Source organism: Microbacterium kyungheense, from assembly GCF_006783905.1.
Classification (GTDB): domain Bacteria; phylum Actinomycetota; class Actinomycetes; order Actinomycetales; family Microbacteriaceae; genus Microbacterium; species Microbacterium kyungheense.
The window spans coordinates 757,638-774,196 of sequence record NZ_VFPE01000001.1 but is presented as its reverse complement, the minus strand read 5'-3'; the positions used below and the strand labels follow the sequence as shown (position 1 = coordinate 774,196).

The window sequence follows — 16,559 nt, the reverse complement described above, 5'->3', positions numbered from 1 at the left end:
CGCCACGACAGTCAGGCTGCCCCCGCTCACGCCCCGACCCCCGCAGGCTCGGGAGACGCGGATGCCGGGCGCCCGGCATCCCCCTCGTCCCAGGTCTTCGCGACCAGCGTGAGCACGTCGTACGTCGCGACGAGCTCGTCGCGCTGGTTGAGCAGCACTGCGTCCCACCGCACCTCGCCGTACTCGTCGGTCTCACGCGGTGTGATCTGCTTGGCGGTGAGCACGACACGCACCTCGTCGCCCGGTGACACCGGCGTGACGAAGCGCAGGTTCTCCAGCCCGTAGTTCGCGAGCACGGGGCCCGGTGCCGGGTCGACGAACAGCCCGGCCGCCCACGACACCAGCAGGTACCCGTGCGCGACGCGCCCCGGGAAGAACGGGTTGGCCGCGGCGGCGGCTTCGTCCATGTGGGCGTAGAAGAGGTCGCCGGTGAAGTGCGCGAACGTCTCGATGTCGTCGAGCGTCACCGCCCGCAACGGTGAGGCGAACTGGTCGCCGATCCTCAGCTCTGCCAGCGACTTGCGGAACGGGTGCCGGTCGGAGCGGGATGCCGCACCCTGGTGCCACACGCCGGTCAGGGCCGTGAGCATCGCGGGCGAGCCCTGTACCGCCGTGCGCTGCATGTGGTGCAGCACGGCGCGGATGCCGCCGAGCTCCTCTCCGCCCCCCGCGCGGCCCGGACCGCCGTGGACGAGGTGCGGCACGGGTGCGCCGTGGCCGGTCGAGGTGCGCGCGTCGTCGCGGTCGAGGAACAGCAGGCGTCCGTTGTACGCGGCCGTGCGGGCGAGCAGGGTCGCCGCGACAGCGGGGTCGGCGGTGGCGACGCTCGTGACGAGCGAGCCGCCGCCGCGGCCGACGAGGTCGGCGGCCTCGTCGACGCTGCGGTACGACAGCACGCTCGCCACGGGGCCGAACGCCTCGACGTCATGGACCGCGTCGGGCAGCGCCGACGGGTCGCCGTCGAAGGCGAGCACGACGGGGGTCAGGAACGCGCCCTCGGGCGCAGGCCCCGTCGAGCCGTCCGCGCGGACCACGTCCGGCGCCTCGGTGCCACCGAGCACGATGCGCCCGCCGGCGGTCTGGAGCGCCTCGATCGCACGCAGCACTTCGTCGCGCTGCTCCCGCGAGACGAGCGGACCCATCGTGACGTTCTCGGCGTGCGGGTCTCCCACGACGACCCGCTCGGCGATCCTGTCGCGCAGCGCGTCGATGACCGCCGGCACCAACCCCGAGGGCACGATGGCGCGCCGGATCGCGGTGCACTTCTGGCCCGCCTTGGTCGTGAGCTCGATCAGCAGCTGCTTCACGTACGCGTCGAACTCGACCGTGCCGGGCACCGCGTCGGGGCCCAGGACCGACGCGTTGATCGAGTCGGTCTCGCTCGTGAATCGCACGCCCGGCCCCGCCTGCTCGCGGAGCCGGGCCGCCGTCGAGGCGCTGCCGGTGAACCCGACGAGGTCGCCGAGGCCGAGGTGATCGAACAGGCCGGGCACGGAGCCGCTCACCAGCTGCAGCGACCCCGCCGGCAGTCGTCCGGTCTCGGCCAGGATGCGCACCCAGGCCTCGGCGATGTAGGCCGTGGGGGTCGCCGGCTTGACCAGCGACGGCACGCCGGCCAGGAACGCCGGCGCGAACTTCTCCAACGCGCCCCACATCGGGAAGTTGAAGGCGTTGATCTGCACCGCGACACCGGGCAGGCGCGAGTAGACGTGGCGCCCGAGGAACGACCCGTCCTTGGCCAGCGACTCGACCGGACCGTCCAGGTACACCCGCGCGTTGGGAAGCTCACGGCGGCCCTTCGACGCGTAGGTGAAGAGCACGCCGATGCCGCCGTCGACATCGTTGAGCGAGTCGCGCACCGTCGCACCCGCCCGCTTGGAGAGCTCGTACAGCTCTTCCTTGCGGGCCGTCAGCGCGACCGCGAACTCCTTGAGCAGCAGGGCGCGCTGGTGGAACGTGAGCTCACCCAGGCTCGCCTGCCCCACGGTGCGCGCGTACTCGAGCGCACCGGCGAGGTCGATCCCCGCGGTGCTGACGTGCGTCACGATCTCGCCGGTCGAGGCGTCGCGCACGGCGACGGCGTCGGCCGGTCCGTGAGCCTCTCGATCAGCCGGCGACCACCATGCGTCTCGCAGATAGCTGGGGAGGGTGTCCGTCACTGTTCGCTCCATTCGTAGAAGCCCCGGCCGCTCTTGCGGCCGAGATGTCCGTCGGCGACGAGGCGCCGCAGCAGGTCCGGCGGCGCGAACCGGTCGCCCAGTTCGCGGTGCAGCTCTTCGGCGATGCCGAGTCGCACGTCGAGCCCCACGAGATCCGTGGTGCGGAGGGGGCCTACGGGATGCCGGTACCCGAGCTCCATCGCCGCATCTATGTCGGCCGCGCTCGCCACGCCCTCTTCGAGCATGCGGATCGCCTCCAGCCCCAGTGCGACTCCCAGCCTGCTGGACGCGAACCCGGGGCTGTCGCGCACGACGACGGCCGTCTTGCCTAGGCTCTCGACCCACGCCCGCGCATCGTCGACGAGCGAGGGGTCGGTGGCGGTGCCGGTCACGACCTCGACGAGCTGCGACGCGGGCACGGGGTTGAAGAAGTGCAGGCCGACGAACCGTCCCGGACGCGCGAGCCCGGCGGCCAGCTCGCTGAGGGAGATCGACGAGGTGTTGGTCGCGAGGGCCGCCTCCGGCGCCAGCACCGCCTCGGCTCGTGCGAGCGCGTCGGTCTTGAGCGCGCGGTCCTCGGGCACCGCCTCGACCACGAGCCCGCACCCGGCGAGCGCCGCGGCGTCGGTCGCCGTCTCGATCGCCGCGGCGAGCGCATCGAGCGAGCGGTCGGTCGTGCCGCGTTCGACGCTGCGGCGCAGACTCTCGGTGAGACGAGTGGATGCCGCCACCGCCGCGTCCTCGTCGCGCTCCACCACCACGACCCGCGCCCCCGCCAGCGCGAAGGCGTGCGCGATGCCCGCACCCATGCGGCCACCGCCGATGACGCCGACGCGTTCGGGCACCGTCGACCGGCCGGGGCGCAAGGCGCCGTCGTCGCGCGCATCGTTCTCGGGGCGGACTCGCGACGTTTCGTCTCCCTCGTTCCTCGGTCGCTCAACGGCCGGATGGGTCGACTCCCCACCCGTTGAGCGAGCGAAGCGAGACGAGACCCCCCGGCCGTCCGTGAACTGCTGGTCTTTCATCGCCCGCGCCCCTCGAGGAACGCCGTCATCCGCCGGTACTTCTCGGGGCTCTCGAACAGCTCGGCCTGCAGTTCGAGGTCGATGTCGGGATGCGCCGCCGGCGGCGCGAGCAGGGCCGTCTTGGTGTGACGTGTCGCGAGCGGGTCGTTGCGGGCGATGCGGTCGGCGAGGGCGTGGGCCGCGGCCAGAAGATCACCCGGCTCGAACAGGGACGACACGAGCCCCCAGTCGACCGCGGTGGCGGCATCCAGGATCCGGCCCGTCAGCAGCATCTCGGCCGCGCGCCCCTCCCCGACGAGTTCGCGCAGGCGCCATGTCGCGCCGGCAGCGGCGATGATGCCGAGGCCGGTCTCGGGATTGCCGATCTGCAGCCGCGGCGTGCCGATGCGGATGTCGGCGGCATACGCGAGCTCGGCGCCGCCCCCGAGCGCGTGGCCGTCGATCGCCGCGATCACAGGCATGGGCAGGTTGCGCACCCGCTGGAACGCCCGCGTGTTGATGCCGCGACGCGCGTCGCCGGCACGCCGCTCGCGGAGCTGCGCGACGTCGGCGCCCGACGCGAAGACCCCGTCGGCGCCGATGAGGATCAGGATGCGCGGGGAGCGCTCGAGTTCTGCGCACAGCTCGTGGAGCCGGTCGATCGTGCGCTGGTCGATCGCATTGCGCACCGCAGGTCGCGACAGCGTGGCGACGACGCGGTCGGCGCGGCGCTCGATGACGAGCGGGAGCTCTGGGGTGACCGACATCGGCATCCTCTCGATCCGCTTCTTCGCGGCTTCTCACATAATACGTGACCGATCGTTCAGTATTACCTCGGAAGTGCGAGACTGGGCCCATGTTCGCGAGCGCCGAGTCCGCACCCGCGCGGCGCGGCCGCCCCGGCTACGACCGCGCGCAGGTGCTCGCCGTCGCCGTGGAGCTGTTCAACGAGCAGGGGTACGACGCCACTTCCGTCGCCGATCTGGCGCAGCGCCTCGGCCTCACGAAGTCGGCTCTCTACCACCACTTCGACTCGAAGGAGCAGCTGCTCGCCCTCGCGCTCGACGAGGCGCTGAGCGGGCTCGAGGGGCTGCTCGACGATCCCGCGATCGCCGGTGCAGCACCCGCCGACCGATTGGCCGGGGTGCTGCGAGGGGCCGTGCTGGTGCTCGTCGACCGACTCCCCTACGTGACGCTCCTGCTGCGCGTGCGTGGCAACAGCGACGTCGAGCGCGCCGCACTGGAACGGCGCCGGGCCTTCGACCACCGCGTGACGCAGCTCGTCGCCGAGGCGCAGTCGGCCGGCAGCGTGCGCTCCGACGTCGACGGCGCCGTCGTGACGCGCCTCGTGTTCGGCATGGTCAACTCGATCGTGGAGTGGTACCGCCCGGGCGGCGCGATCGACCGCGACCGCCTCGCGCACGACGTCGTGACCGTCGCGCTGGACGGCATGCGCACCCGCTGACCGCTCAGAGCGCCCGGCGTCGGGCACGCAGTGTGATGACCGCCAGACCCGCGACGAGGAGCCCGGCACCCAGCCCCGCCCCGCCCACGAGCGCCGCGGGGTCGGCGCCGGTCGCCGGCAGGCACGTCACCTGCTCACCCGGCACGACGGGGCAGGGCTCCGGAGTCGGCGACGGCGTGGGCGTGGCGGTCACGGTGAGCAGCATGGGCGCGCCGACGACCGGATCGAACAGGGCGCTGGTGGCGACCACCCGATACAGCGAGCCCGACGCGGCGAGCGCGCCGTCGACCCTGAGGGTCTCGGTCTGCGCATCGGGGACGTCGGTCCACGTCGTGCCGCCGTCGGCGCTCACCTGCCACTGCAGCTGCTGCCAGAAGTCATCGACGACGACCGTGAATGTCGCGGGAGCGCCTTCGGCAACCGTCTGGCCGCCGCCCGGGGTGACGGTCGGGCGCGTGAAGACGAGCACTTCGCCGCTCCCGCCGCTCGTGGCGTACACGCGCTGCGCGGCACCGTCGGCGTCGACGGCCACCTCGACCGACTCGACGTTGTCGCCGATCTGGACGAGGGCGCCGGTCGGCGCATCGGACGAGTAGTCCAGGGCCACGAGGCCGCCGGTGAGGCACGCGACGTAGGCGCGCGCACCGTCCGGCGTGCCGTCGACCAGGCGCGGGCCGCACGCGATCGGCTGCGTGTCGACCGCGCCGCCGGGCGGCGTGAAGCCCGACAGCGACGTCGGCGATCCGGAGTTCGAGCTGAGGACGCGGTCGGGCCCCTCCAGGTAGGCGACGCCCCACGGCAGATCGCCGGTCGCCGTGAACGCTCCGAGGCTGAGGGATCCGTCCGCCGCGACGTCGACCGTCTGCACGCCGCCCGCCGGCGCCGCCGCGAACTGGGTGAAGTACACCGCACCGCCGTCGCTGCGGGCCGCGACTCCGCGCGACCCGATCGGCAACCCGATGGTGCGCGGGGGCGCCGTGGGATCAGCGGTGAAGAACTGATATTGGGGATTGAAGAGGGTCGCGGCGTAGATGTACCCGCCCGCAGGATCGTCCGTGAGGTCGACGAAGCCTCCGCCCCCGGTGATCACCACCGGCGCCGGAGATGCCCCGGCGATGAGGTCGGCTGTGGGGTACACGAGGATCTGGCCAGGGTTGTAGAACGACACCCAGACCTGCGAGCCGTCGGGCGAGACCTGGACCGCCGTCGGGTTGAAGCTCGCACCCGGGCCGAACACGATCCGGCCGAGCTCGTCGAAGGTCGTCGTGTCGTAGACGCGGAGGTCGGCCTCGCCGCCATCGCCCCGATCGATCACGAAGAAGTGCGCACCGTCGGGTGTGGTGTCGACGTCGATCGGGTAGTCGCCGGCGGGGACGGCGTCGTAGGTCTCGGGCGGATCCGCGGCCGCGGGCTCACCCGCCATCAGCAGGACGCCGGCAGACAACGCCACCGCCGCCATGACTGCTCCGGCCCTTCTGCGACCCCGCACGCCGCTCGCCATACCGGCTCCCCTCGAGCTTTCGGTACATCCTGTCGCACGGGCAGCGGTCCGGCCAGCACCTGGAACACGGGATGCCGCCGCCCCGGGCGCACGAGAAGCCCGGGGCGGCGGCATCCCTCGCCCGGAAGCTCAGGCCTTGGCGAGCCCGTAGATCGGGCTGACCTCCTGCTCAGCCTCGTGCTCGGGGCCGAGCGGGATGCCGGAGCGGTCGCGCAGCAGCAGCGTCGCGACGAGCCCCAGGAGCGTCATGCCCGCGAGGTACCACGTCACCGACATCGTCGAGCCCGTCGCCTGCACCAGGGCGGTCGCGATCGTGGGCGCGAAGGCGCCACCGAGGATCGCGCCGATCGCGTACGAGATCGAGACGCCCGAGAAGCGGATCGAGGCGGGGAACAGCTCCGAGTACAGCGCCGCCTGCGGACCGTACGTGAAGCCGAGGCCGATCGTGAGGATCGCGAGACCCGCGAACAGCAGCCAGATGCTGCCGGTGTTCACGAGCGGGAACAGCAGGAAGACGCCGGCGAGCTGCAGGATCCAGCCGATGATGTACGTCGTGCGGCGGCCGATGCGGTCGGAGATGAAGCCGGCGGCCAGCGTCGACAGCAGCCAGGTGACCGCCGAGCCGGCGACGGCCCACAGCACCGGACCGCGCTCCAGCGCGAGGGGGCCTTCGGGGTTGGTGGAGTAGCCCTGGATGTAGCCGCCGGTGGTCATGTAGCCCACCGCGTTGTTGCCGGCGAAGACGAATGCGGCGACGATCACGAGCAGCAGATGCTTGCGGAACAGCGTGATGATCGGCATCCGCGCCTTCTCTTTGCGCTCCGCGAGTTCGGCGAACACGGGGCTCTCTTCGACACGGCGGCGGACGTAGTAGCCCACGAGGATCAGCACGACGCTGAGGAGGAACGGCACGCGCCAGCCCCAGACCAGGAACGCGTCGCCGGGGGCGATCATCGCCATGAGCGCCATGACGCCCGAGGCGAGCAGCAGGCCGAGCGGCACGCCGATCTGCGGTGCCGCACCGAACGCGCCGCGGCGCGTCTTGGGGGCGTGCTCGACGGCCATGAGCACGGCGCCGCCCCATTCGCCGCCCGCCGAGATGCCCTGCAGGATGCGCAGCAGCACCAGCAGGATCGGCGCAGCGATGCCGATCGCCTCGTAGGTCGGCAGCACGCCGATGAGCGCGGTCGACGCGCCCATGAGGATCAGCGTCCACATCAGCACGACCTTGCGGCCGTACTTGTCACCGAAGTGGCCGGCGAGGAACGCGCCGAGCGGACGGAACAAGAAGCTCACACCGACGGTCGCGAACGCGACGAGGGCGCTGCTGGCGCCGAGCGGCGCGAAGAAGAGCTGGCCGAAGACCAGCCCCACCGCGGTGGCGTAGATGAAGAAGTCGTACCACTCGACGGTGGTGCCGATGACGGTCGCGAAGACGACCCTCTTGCGATCGGCCGACGCCGCGATGGTGCCGGTGGGGGTGAATCCCTCGTGGGATGTGCTCATTGTGACTCCTGTGTCGGGGCTGACGTCGTCGTCTCCGGCGGTCCTTCGGGGATGGTTGCCGGATGCTGCACGATCATATACGATTTCGGATACGACGCAAGAGTGAGGGAGCTCATGACGGTTGACATCGCATCGCAGGATGCCGCAGACCCGCGGTTCGCGGCTCTGCCCGGGCGTCCGGGCAAGATCATCGCGATCCACCTCAGCTACGCGTCCCGCGCCGATCAGCGCGGACGCCGGCCCGCCGCCCCCTCGTACTTCTTCAAGCCGTCGAGCTCGGTCGCGGCATCCGGAAGCACCATCGAGCGCCCCGCCGGCACCGAACTGCTCGCCTTCGAGGGCGAGATCGCGCTCGTGATCGGCGAGCCCGCCCGCCGCGTCGCGCTCGCCGACGCCTGGTCGCACGTCGCCGCCGTCACCGCGGCGAACGACTTCGGACTGTACGACCTGCGCGCGAACGACAAGGGCTCGAACGTGCGCTCCAAGGGCGGGGACGGCTACACGCCGCTCGGCCCCGGCCTGATCGACGCGCGCGCGATCGACCCCGAGACCCTGCGCGTGCGCACCTGGCTGAACGGCGACCTCGTGCAGGACGACAGCTCTGCCGGCATGATCTTCCTGCTCCCCCAGCTCGTCGCAGACCTGTCGCAGCACTTCACCCTCGAGACCGGCGATGTGATCCTCACCGGGACGCCCGCGGGCTCGTCGGTCGCCGGCCCGGGCGACGTCGTCGAGGTCGAGGTCGACGTCCCGGGCGGCCCCACCTCCGGACGCCTTATCACCACCGTCGTGCAGGGCGAGACCGCCTTCGACGGCGAGCTCGGCTCGCTTCCCGCGGTCGACGACCTGCAGCGCACCGAGGCCTGGGGCTCGCGCGAGGCGGCCGGGCTGCCAGCGGACGCCACCGACACCCCGTCGGCCACAGACACCCCCGCGAAAACAGGTGTTTCGGTGAACGCAGGAGCATCTGCCTCAGATCGTCCTGTTCTCGCCGAAACACCTGTTCTGAGCGACGCGCTGCGCGCGAAGCTGGAGGCCGCGCCCACCGCAGGACTGTCGGCGCAGCTGCGCAAGCGCGGACACCACTCCTGCTTCATCGACGGCGTCACCGCCAACCTCGACGGCGCCAAGATCGTCGGCCCGGCCAGGACGCTGCGGTTCGTGCCGTTCCGCGAAGACCTGTTCAAGGCCCACGGCGGTGGGTACAACGCGCAGAAGCGCGTGTTCGACGCCGTCGCCGAGGGCGAGGTCATCGTGATCGAGGCGCGCGGCGACGACACCACCGGGACGCTCGGCGACATCCTCGCGCTCCGCGCCCGCACGCGCGGTGCAGCGGGCGTCGTCACGGACGGCGGCGTCCGCGACTTCGACGCGGTGGCCGAGATCGGGCTTCCGGTGTTCTCGAAGGGCGCGCACCCGTCAGTCCTCGGGCGCAAGCATGTGCCGTGGGAGGGCGACGTCACGATCGCGTGCGGCGGCGCCACGGTCCAGCCCGGCGACATCGTCGTCGGGGACGGCGACGGCGTGATCGTGATTCCACCCACCCTCGCCGAGGAGGTCGCGGATGCGGCCCTCGCGCAGGAGGCCGAGGACGCCTGGATCGCCGAACGGGTCGCGGAGGGGCATCCCGTCGACGGACTGTTCCCCCTGAACGCCGAATGGCGCGCTCGCTACGACGCGGAGCGGGAACGATGACCCCCGGCCTCCGGCAGGCTCAGGGACCGGCCGACGAGCTGAGCAAGTCGCAGCGCGCGTACCACTGGGTCAAGGAGCGCATCGCGAACCAGGAGTTCACGCCGGGCTACCGGCTCGTGCTCGGCACCATCGCCGGCGACCTCGACATGAGCGTCGTGCCGGTGCGCGAGGCCATCCGCCAGCTCGAGGCCGAGGGGCTCGTGACGTTCGAGCGCAACGTGGGCGCCCGCGTGTCGATGGTCGACGACTCGGCCTACCGGTACAGCATGCAGGCGCTCTCGATCCTCGAGGGCACTGCCACGGCTCTCGCGGCGCGCCGGCTCGACGCCGACGATCTGCGCGCCGCCCGTCGCATCAACGAACTCATGATCGAGACGCTGGAGCACTTCGACCCGCGGGCGTTCACCGCGCTCAACCAGGAGTTCCACTCGACGCTGTATTCGAAGTGCGCCAATCCGCGCATGCTCGAGCTCGTCAACGCCGAGTGGAGCCGTCTCGGCCACCTGCGCGATTCGACGTTCAGCTTCGTCCCCGGCCGCGCGCAGGAGTCCGTGCGCGAGCACGAGAACATCGTGCAGCTCATCGAGGTGGGCGCGCCGCTCGGCGAGATCGAGAAGGCCGCCCGCCGGCACCGTGCCGCGACCCTCGACGCCTACATGATCCATGAACACCCCGACGAGGCCCTCGGCCTTCCGGCGTTCTGAAAGGTGGATGCCGGGCGCCCGCCACTCGTGCTGAGCGAGGAACGAGACGAAGCATCCACTCCCCCGAACCCACGCACCCGCACCTCCGACGAAGGAGACACCATGACCGACACCGCACTGCAGACCCGCCACGTGCCCGAAGGCCTGCCCGACCGCATCCAGCACTACATCGACGGCGAGTTCACAAACTCGCTCGACGGCGACACGTTCGACGTGCTCGACCCGGTCACCAACGAGACGTACGTGCAGGCCGCCGCCGGAAAGAAGGCCGACATCGACCGCGCGGTCGCGGCGGCGCGCCGCGCGTTCACCGAGGGCCCGTGGCCGCGGATGCTGCCGCGCGAGCGCTCGCGCGTGCTGCACCGCATCGCCGACATCGTCGAGTCGCGCGACGCGCGGCTCGCCGAGCTGGAGTCCTTCGACTCGGGTCTGCCGATCACGCAGGCGCTCGGTCAGGCGCGCCGCGCGGCCGAGAACTTCCGGTTCTTCGCCGACCTGATCGTCGCGCAGGCCGACGACGCCTACAAGGTGCCGGGCCGCCAGATGAACTACGTCAACCGCAAGCCGATCGGCGTCGCCGGCCTCATCACTCCGTGGAACACCCCGTTCATGCTCGAGTCCTGGAAGCTCGGCCCCGCCCTCGCGACCGGAAACACCGTCGTGCTCAAGCCCGCCGAGTTCACGCCGCTGTCGGCGTCGCTGTGGGCCGGCATCTTCGAAGAGGCGGGGCTGCCGAAGGGCGTCTTCAACCTCGTGAACGGACTGGGAGAGGATGCCGGCGACGCGCTGGTGAAGCATCCCGAGGTTCCGCTCATCTCGTTCACCGGCGAGAGCAGCACGGGCCAGCTGATCTTCGGTAACGCGGCGCCCTTCCTGAAGGGCCTGTCGATGGAGCTCGGCGGCAAGTCGCCCGCGGTGGTGTTCGCCGACGCCGATCTGGAGTCCGCGATCGACGCCACGATCTTCGGCGTCTTCTCGCTGAACGGCGAGCGCTGCACCGCGGGCTCCCGCATCCTCGTCGAGCGCCCGATCTACGACGAGTTCGTGGAGCGCTATGCGGCGCAGGCCGAGCGGGTCGTCGTCGGATACCCGCACGACCCGAAGACCGAGGTCGGCGCGCTCGTGCACCCGGAGCACTACGACAAGGTCGTCTCGTACATCGAGATCGGCAAGACCGAGGCGCGCCTCGTCGCCGGCGGCGGCCGCCCCGACGGATTCGGGACCGGCAACTTCGTGCGCCCCACGGTGTTCGCCGACGTCGCGCCGGACGCGCGCATCTTCCAGGAGGAGATCTTCGGCCCGGTAGTGGCGATCACGCCCTTCGACACCGACGAAGAGGCGCTCGAGCTCGCCAACGGCGTGAAGTACGGGCTCGCCGCCTATGTCTGGACCAACGACCTCAAGCGCGCACACAACTTCTCGCAGGCGATCGAGGCCGGCATGGTCTGGCTCAACTCCAACAACGTGCGGGACCTCCGCACCCCGTTCGGCGGGGTCAAGGCCTCGGGCCTCGGGCACGAGGGCGGCTACCGCTCGATCGACTTCTACACCGACCAGCAGGCCGTGCACATCACGCTCGGCCCCGCGCACAACCCGACCTTCGGCAAGAACTGACACGCAAGGACGCGACATGACCCGACGTGACGACATGACCCCCACCTCCTCCGGCTTCTACGTGAGCCAGGAGGCGCCGATCCTCTCCGACAACCCGATCCCGACCCCCAGCGCGCCGGCGCCCGACATCCTGCGCTGCGCGTACATGGAGCTCGTGGTCACCGACCTGTCGGCATCCCGCACGTTCTACGTCGACGTGCTGGGCCTCTACGTCACCGAAGAGGACGAGTCGACCATCTACCTCCGCTCGACGGAGGAGTTCATCCACCACAACCTCGTGCTGCGCCAGGGTCCCGTGGCCGCGGTGGCGGCCTTCTCGTACCGCGTGCGCTCGGCCGAGGAGCTCGACAAGGCCGTCGCGTTCTACGAGGAGCTCGGCTGCGACGTGCGCCGCAACCCCGACGGCTTCACGAAGGGCATCGGCGACTCGGTGCGTGTGACCGACCCGCTCGGCTTCCCGTACGAGTTCTTCTACGCCACCGAGCACGTCGAGCGCCTGTCGTGGCGGTACGACCTGCACACGCCGGGTGAGCTGGTGCGGCTGGATCACTTCAACCAGGTCACGCCCGACGTCCCGCGGGCGGTGAACTTCATGCAGTCGCTCGGCTTCCGCGTGACCGAAGACATCCAGGACGAGGCCGGCACCGTGTACGCCGCGTGGATGCGCCGCAAGCCCACGGTGCACGACACGGCCATGACCGGCGGAGACGGCCCGCGCATGCACCACGTCGCGTTCGCCACGCACGAGAAGCACAACATCCTCGCCATCTGCGACAAGCTCGGGGCGCTCCGACGCTCCGACGCGATCGAGCGCGGCCCGGGCCGCCACGGCGTCTCGAACGCGTTCTACCTGTACCTGCGCGACCCCGACGGGCACCGCGTCGAGATCTACACGCAGGACTACTACACCGGCGACCCCGACAACCCCGTCGTCACGTGGGACGTGCACGACAACCAGCGCCGCGACTGGTGGGGCAACCCCGTCGTGCCGAGCTGGTACACCGAGGCATCCCTCGTCCTGGACCTCGACGGCAACCCGCAGCCGGTCGTCGCCCGCACCGACGAGTCCGAGATGGCGGTCACGATCGGCGCCGACGGCTTCTCGTACACCCGCCCCGACGACAAGGCCGAGGAGCTCCCCAGCTGGAAGCAGGGCGAGTACAAGCTCGGCCACCAGCTGTAGCGACGGAGGGGATGGGTGGATGCTGTCATCTGATGACGTCGCGGTGATCGCGGCTGAGCTGGCCGAGGCCGACCGCACGCATGGTGTGATCCCGCGGATCACGGCCCGCTACCCGGACGCGACGGTCGAGGACGCGTACGCGATCCAGGGGGTGTGGCGGGACCGGATGATCGCGGACGGCCGCACGCTGGTGGGCCGGAAGATCGGGCTCACGTCGAAGGCGATGCAGCAGGCGACCGGCATCACCGAGCCGGACTACGGCGTCATGTTCGACGACACCGTGTACCAGTCCGGTGCCGAGATCCCCGTAGACGTGTTCTCGAACGTGCGCATCGAGGTCGAGCTCGCGTTCGTCCTGGCCCGCCCGCTGGAAGGTCCGGACTGCACGCTGGAGGACGCGCTGGCGGCGATCGAGTACGCCGTGCCGGCGTTGGAGGTACTCAACTCCCACATCGAACTGGAGGGCCGCACCATCGTCGACACCATCAGCGACAACGCCGCCTACGGCGCGATGGTGCTCGGCGGCGTCCGCAAGCGTCCCGACGAGATCGACCTGGCCTGGGTGCCCGGCGTGCTCTCGCGCAACGGGCAGATCGAAGAGACCGGCGTCGCCGCCGGGGTGCTCGGCCACCCCGCGACCGGGGTGGCGTGGCTGGCGAACAAGTTCGCCCAGCACGGCGCCCGGCTGGAGGCGGGCGAGATCATCCTCGCGGGCTCGTTCACCCGTCCGATGTGGGTGCACGCCGGTGACACCGTAAGGTGCGACTACGGACCGATGGGAGTGATCGAATGCCGCTTCGCCTGAACCCGACCTTCCGCGATCGGCTCGACAGCGCCGACCGGTCGCTCGTCGGACTGTGGGCGTGCGCCGGGTCACCGCTGGTCGCCGAGATCCTCGCCGGGTCCGGGGTGGACTGGCTGCTCATCGACATGGAGCACTCCGCCAACACCCTCGACACCGTGCTCGCCCAGCTGCAGGCCGTCGCCGCCTACCCCGTCACCCCGGTGGTGCGGGTGCCGTACGGCGACGACGTGATCCTCAAGCAGGTGCTCGACCTCGGCGCGCAGAACGTGCTCGTACCCATGGTCTCCACCGCGAAGCAGGCCCGCGAGCTCGTCGCCGGCGTCCGCTACCCGCCGCACGGGCGCCGTGGTGTCGGCTCGGCGCTGTCACGCTCGGCCCGCTGGAACCGCGTCGACGGGTACCTGCAGGATGCCGACGCGCACGTGTCGCTGTTCGTCCAGGTCGAGTCCACCGAAGCAGTCGAGAACGCGGCCGCCATCGCCGCGGTCGACGGCATCGACGGGATCTTCGTCGGCCCCGCCGACCTCGCCGCCTCACTCGGCGTCCTCGGGCAGCAGACCCACCCCGACGTGATCGCGGCCGTCGAGCGCACGTTCGACGCCGTCCGGGCCGCCGGCAAGCCCGTCGGCGTCAACGCCTTCGACCCGGCCGCCGCCGACGCCTATATCGACGGCGGCGCCGGCTTCATCGCCGTCGCCGCCGACGTCTCCCTCCTCGCCCGCGGGTCCGAAGCCCTCGCCGCCCGCTTCACCCCCACCCCACCCGCCACCGAACGCGCCTCCTACTGACGCGCGTGGAGGCGCCAGCCGGCGTGTGGCACAGTGAACGCATGAAGAAGTGGGTCGTGCGGTTCGTGTCGCTGCTGGTGTTCAACATCGTCGTGCTGCTGATCGTCGGCTGGCTGACGCCGGCGCGGGTCGGCTGGGCGGCGCTGTGGGCCGGCATCGTCATGACGGCACTGGTGATCTGGGTCAAGCCGCTCGTCGAGAAGTGGTTCCGCTCCTCGGCGGCCAAGTCGGCGGGCGGACGCACCAAGGCGGGCGAGAAGCTCGTCGAGTTCTTCATCGCGTTCGCGATCGCGTTCCTCATCTGGATCGCGACGGTGCTGTTCACCGGGGTCTCCATCGGCGGCGGGTTCTTCGGCGCAGTGTGGGGATACGTGCTGCCGCCGGTCATCCTGCTCATCGGGTGGGCGATCTACGGCGCGATCGACGACAGGGTCGAAGAGCACGCGGGCGCGCTGTACGACAGGGCGACCGGGTCGCGGGCGGGCACCGCCGGATCCGTGGACACCGCGACCCCGCCGGTCCCGAGCCCCGAAGCGGCGGCGGGTCGGCGTGAGCTGAACGACGGTCTCACCGACGAGCAGCGCCGCATGCTCGACGAGCTCGGCGGCTGATTCCGGCGGATACCCGTCCGGGTGTCGATCGAGAGGGCCCGGGATCGTCACTCCGGTGTCGCAACCCACCAGAAAGGACGACACCATGCGTTACGCACTCCTCCTCCACTACCCCGAGATGACGGCCGACGACCTCGGCCCCGAGGCCATCGCCGAAGGCATGCGCGAGTTCGACGCGTACGCGAAGGCCCTCCATGAGGCCGGCGTGCTGATCTCGGCCGAGGTCCTGCAGCCCTCCGCCGTGACGACGACGGTGACCGCCGGCGACGCCGGACTGCGGGTGCAGGACGGCCCGTTCGCCGACACCAAGGAGCAGCTCGGCGGGACGTTCGTGATCGAGGTGGACGACCTCGACGCCGCCATCGCGTGGGCGGGCAAGGCGCCGTCGGTCTCGTGGGGCCCTGTCGAGGTGCGCCCCAGCTCCACGCACTTCCGCGACGGCGCCTGGACCCCGTTCGCGGGCTGATGCCCTCCGCCGACGACGTCCGGGCGGCCGCCGAGCGCGCCGCGCGGACGTCGTACGGCCGCCTCCTGTCGGTGGTCGCAGCGTCGACGCTCGACGTGGCCCTCGCCGAGGACGCCCTCGGTGATGCGTTCGAGCGCGCGCTGCGGACCTGGCCGGACGCCGGCATCCCCGCCAATCCCGAAGGGTGGCTCGTCACCGTGGCCCGCAATCGCCTGCGCGACGCGCTCGGCTCCGCCGCGCACCGCACCGGCGTGCCGCTCGACGAGACCCTCGCCGCCGTCCTCGCGGACGACCGGGCGCCGGACGCCGTCGCCGAGCTCTCACGCGCCGACGCGATCCCCGACAAGCGGCTCGAGCTGCTGTTCGCGTGCGCTCATCCGGCAATCGACCCTGCAGCGCGCACACCCCTCATGCTGCAGACCGTGCTGGGGTTCGACGCGGCTGACATCGCGCGCGCGTTCGGCGTCGCACCGGCGACGATGGCGCAGCGGCTCGTCCGGGCCAAGCGCCGGATCCGCGACGCCGGCATCCCCTTCCGCGTTCCCGGGCGCGCCGACATGCCCGACCGGCTGCCCGCCGTGCTCGAGGCGATCTACGGCGCGTACGCGATCGGGTGGCTCGACCAGGGCGACGAGCCGCGCGAATCGCTCGCGGACGAAGCGCGGTGGCTCGCGGTGCTCACCGCGTCGCTGCTCGACGATGAGCCCGAGGCGTGGGGGCTGGCCGCCCTGCTCACCTACGCGCAGTCGCGGGCACCGGCCCGGGCGGAGCACCCGTGGCCGCCGCTGGACGAGCAGGACACGTCGCAGTGGGACCGTGCCCTGATCGCCGAGGCCGCGGCGATGCTGCGCAGAGCATCCGCGCTGCGCCGGCAGCTCGGGCGATTCCAGCTCGAAGCGGCGATCCAGGCCGTGCACTGCGATCGGGCCCGCACCGGCGCGCTGGACGTCGACACCCTCGTCACCCTTTATCGCGGGCTCGTGGCGATCGCGCCGACCGACGGCGCCCGCGCCGCGCTGGCCGCCGCCGAGGCGCGCCGCGACGCGCAGTGACCCGGG

At 71.4% G+C, this 16,559-nt stretch carries 15 protein-coding genes; 10 read left to right on the top strand and 5 right to left on the bottom strand.

Annotated features, from left to right (window positions below; translation table 11 throughout):
• Window positions 1–26: 26 nt before the first annotated feature.
• From paaZ to FB391_RS03345, 3 genes are all read right to left on the bottom strand, one after another.
• Window positions 27–2,159: a phenylacetic acid degradation bifunctional protein PaaZ gene (gene paaZ, locus FB391_RS03355; RefSeq protein WP_246093336.1), complete on the bottom strand. Its 2,133-nt coding sequence runs from the start codon at window positions 2,157–2,159 to the stop codon at window positions 27–29.
• Window positions 2,156–3,004 (bottom strand): 3-hydroxyacyl-CoA dehydrogenase family protein, encoded by an 849-nt coding sequence (locus FB391_RS03350; protein ID WP_281286398.1) that lies wholly within the window; start codon window positions 3,002–3,004, stop codon window positions 2,156–2,158. The genes paaZ and FB391_RS03350 overlap by 4 nt, the downstream gene beginning before the upstream one ends.
• Before the next feature lie 176 nt (window positions 3,005–3,180).
• Window positions 3,181–3,930: an enoyl-CoA hydratase/isomerase family protein gene (locus FB391_RS03345; protein WP_141892859.1), complete on the bottom strand. Its 750-nt coding sequence runs from the start codon at window positions 3,928–3,930 to the stop codon at window positions 3,181–3,183.
• A gap of 89 nt (window positions 3,931–4,019) precedes the next feature.
• Between FB391_RS03345 and FB391_RS03340 the strand changes: the two genes are divergently transcribed.
• Window positions 4,020–4,628 (top strand): TetR/AcrR family transcriptional regulator, encoded by a 609-nt coding sequence (locus FB391_RS03340; protein ID WP_141892858.1) that lies wholly within the window; start codon window positions 4,020–4,022, stop codon window positions 4,626–4,628.
• Window positions 4,629–4,632: 4 nt separating this feature from the next.
• Here the strand turns inward: FB391_RS03340 and FB391_RS03335 are convergent, their stop codons facing one another.
• Both FB391_RS03335 and FB391_RS03330 read right to left on the bottom strand, forming a co-directional pair.
• Window positions 4,633–6,078: a lactonase family protein gene (locus FB391_RS03335; protein WP_141892857.1), complete on the bottom strand. Its 1,446-nt coding sequence runs from the start codon at window positions 6,076–6,078 to the stop codon at window positions 4,633–4,635.
• A 180-nt stretch (window positions 6,079–6,258) separates the two neighbouring features.
• The gene (locus FB391_RS03330) at window positions 6,259–7,635 is read right to left on the bottom strand and encodes an MFS transporter (protein ID WP_141892856.1); all 1,377 of its coding nucleotides are present in this window, start codon (window positions 7,633–7,635) and stop codon (window positions 6,259–6,261) included.
• Between the two features lie 114 nt (window positions 7,636–7,749).
• Between FB391_RS03330 and FB391_RS03325 the strand changes: the two genes are divergently transcribed.
• The 9 genes from FB391_RS03325 to FB391_RS03285 all read left to right on the top strand — a co-directional run bounded on the left by FB391_RS03325 (window position 7,750) and on the right by FB391_RS03285 (window position 16,553).
• On the top strand, window positions 7,750–9,330 hold the full coding sequence (locus FB391_RS03325; protein ID WP_141892855.1) for a fumarylacetoacetate hydrolase family protein: 1,581 nt from the start codon (window positions 7,750–7,752) through the stop codon (window positions 9,328–9,330).
• Window positions 9,327–10,034, top strand: coding sequence for a GntR family transcriptional regulator (locus FB391_RS03320; RefSeq protein WP_141892854.1), 708 nt, complete (start codon window positions 9,327–9,329; stop codon window positions 10,032–10,034). The genes FB391_RS03325 and FB391_RS03320 overlap by 4 nt, the downstream gene beginning before the upstream one ends.
• A 102-nt stretch (window positions 10,035–10,136) precedes the next feature.
• Window positions 10,137–11,648 (top strand): 5-carboxymethyl-2-hydroxymuconate semialdehyde dehydrogenase, encoded by a 1,512-nt coding sequence (hpaE, locus tag FB391_RS03315; protein ID WP_141892853.1) that lies wholly within the window; start codon window positions 10,137–10,139, stop codon window positions 11,646–11,648.
• Window positions 11,649–11,664: 16 nt separating this feature from the next.
• The gene (gene hpaD / locus FB391_RS03310; RefSeq protein WP_141892852.1) at window positions 11,665–12,831 is read left to right on the top strand and encodes a 3,4-dihydroxyphenylacetate 2,3-dioxygenase; all 1,167 of its coding nucleotides are present in this window, start codon (window positions 11,665–11,667) and stop codon (window positions 12,829–12,831) included.
• Between the two features lie 19 nt (window positions 12,832–12,850).
• Window positions 12,851–13,636 (top strand): 2-keto-4-pentenoate hydratase, encoded by a 786-nt coding sequence (locus FB391_RS03305; protein WP_141892851.1) that lies wholly within the window; start codon window positions 12,851–12,853, stop codon window positions 13,634–13,636.
• Window positions 13,621–14,424, top strand: a complete 804-nt coding sequence (locus FB391_RS03300; protein WP_141892850.1) for an HpcH/HpaI aldolase family protein — start codon at window positions 13,621–13,623, stop codon at window positions 14,422–14,424. The genes FB391_RS03305 and FB391_RS03300 overlap by 16 nt, the downstream gene beginning before the upstream one ends.
• 41 nt (window positions 14,425–14,465) lie before the next feature.
• On the top strand, window positions 14,466–15,035 hold the full coding sequence (locus FB391_RS03295) for a hypothetical protein (protein ID WP_141892849.1): 570 nt from the start codon (window positions 14,466–14,468) through the stop codon (window positions 15,033–15,035).
• A gap of 85 nt (window positions 15,036–15,120) precedes the next feature.
• Window positions 15,121–15,501 carry a YciI family protein gene (locus tag FB391_RS03290; protein ID WP_141892848.1) on the top strand — a complete coding sequence of 127 codons (381 nt, stop codon included), beginning with the start codon at window positions 15,121–15,123 and terminating at the stop codon, window positions 15,499–15,501.
• Window positions 15,501–16,553 (top strand): RNA polymerase sigma factor, encoded by a 1,053-nt coding sequence (locus FB391_RS03285; protein WP_141892847.1) that lies wholly within the window; start codon window positions 15,501–15,503, stop codon window positions 16,551–16,553. The genes FB391_RS03290 and FB391_RS03285 overlap by 1 nt, the downstream gene beginning before the upstream one ends.
• The last annotated feature ends 6 nt before the right edge of the window (window positions 16,554–16,559 follow it).

Excerpts from the sequence above, each read along its gene's own strand:
- FB391_RS03345 (WP_141892859.1), bottom strand. The coding sequence starts at position 3,930 with ATGTCGGTCACCCCAGAGCTCCCGCTCGTCATCGAGCGCCGCGCCGAC.
- FB391_RS03340 (WP_141892858.1), top strand. The coding sequence starts at position 4,020 with ATGTTCGCGAGCGCCGAGTCCGCACCCGCGCGGCGCGGCCGCCCCGGC.
- FB391_RS03330 (WP_141892856.1), bottom strand. The coding sequence starts at position 7,635 with ATGAGCACATCCCACGAGGGATTCACCCCCACCGGCACCATCGCGGCG.
- FB391_RS03325 (WP_141892855.1), top strand. The coding sequence starts at position 7,750 with ATGACGGTTGACATCGCATCGCAGGATGCCGCAGACCCGCGGTTCGCG.
- FB391_RS03320 (WP_141892854.1), top strand. The coding sequence starts at position 9,327 with ATGACCCCCGGCCTCCGGCAGGCTCAGGGACCGGCCGACGAGCTGAGC.
- hpaE (WP_141892853.1), top strand. The coding sequence starts at position 10,137 with ATGACCGACACCGCACTGCAGACCCGCCACGTGCCCGAAGGCCTGCCC.
- hpaD (WP_141892852.1), top strand. The coding sequence starts at position 11,665 with ATGACCCGACGTGACGACATGACCCCCACCTCCTCCGGCTTCTACGTG.
- FB391_RS03305 (WP_141892851.1), top strand. The coding sequence starts at position 12,851 with ATGCTGTCATCTGATGACGTCGCGGTGATCGCGGCTGAGCTGGCCGAG.
- FB391_RS03300 (WP_141892850.1), top strand. The coding sequence starts at position 13,621 with ATGCCGCTTCGCCTGAACCCGACCTTCCGCGATCGGCTCGACAGCGCC.
- FB391_RS03295 (WP_141892849.1), top strand. The coding sequence starts at position 14,466 with ATGAAGAAGTGGGTCGTGCGGTTCGTGTCGCTGCTGGTGTTCAACATC.
- FB391_RS03290 (WP_141892848.1), top strand. The coding sequence starts at position 15,121 with ATGCGTTACGCACTCCTCCTCCACTACCCCGAGATGACGGCCGACGAC.
- FB391_RS03285 (WP_141892847.1), top strand. The coding sequence starts at position 15,501 with ATGCCCTCCGCCGACGACGTCCGGGCGGCCGCCGAGCGCGCCGCGCGG.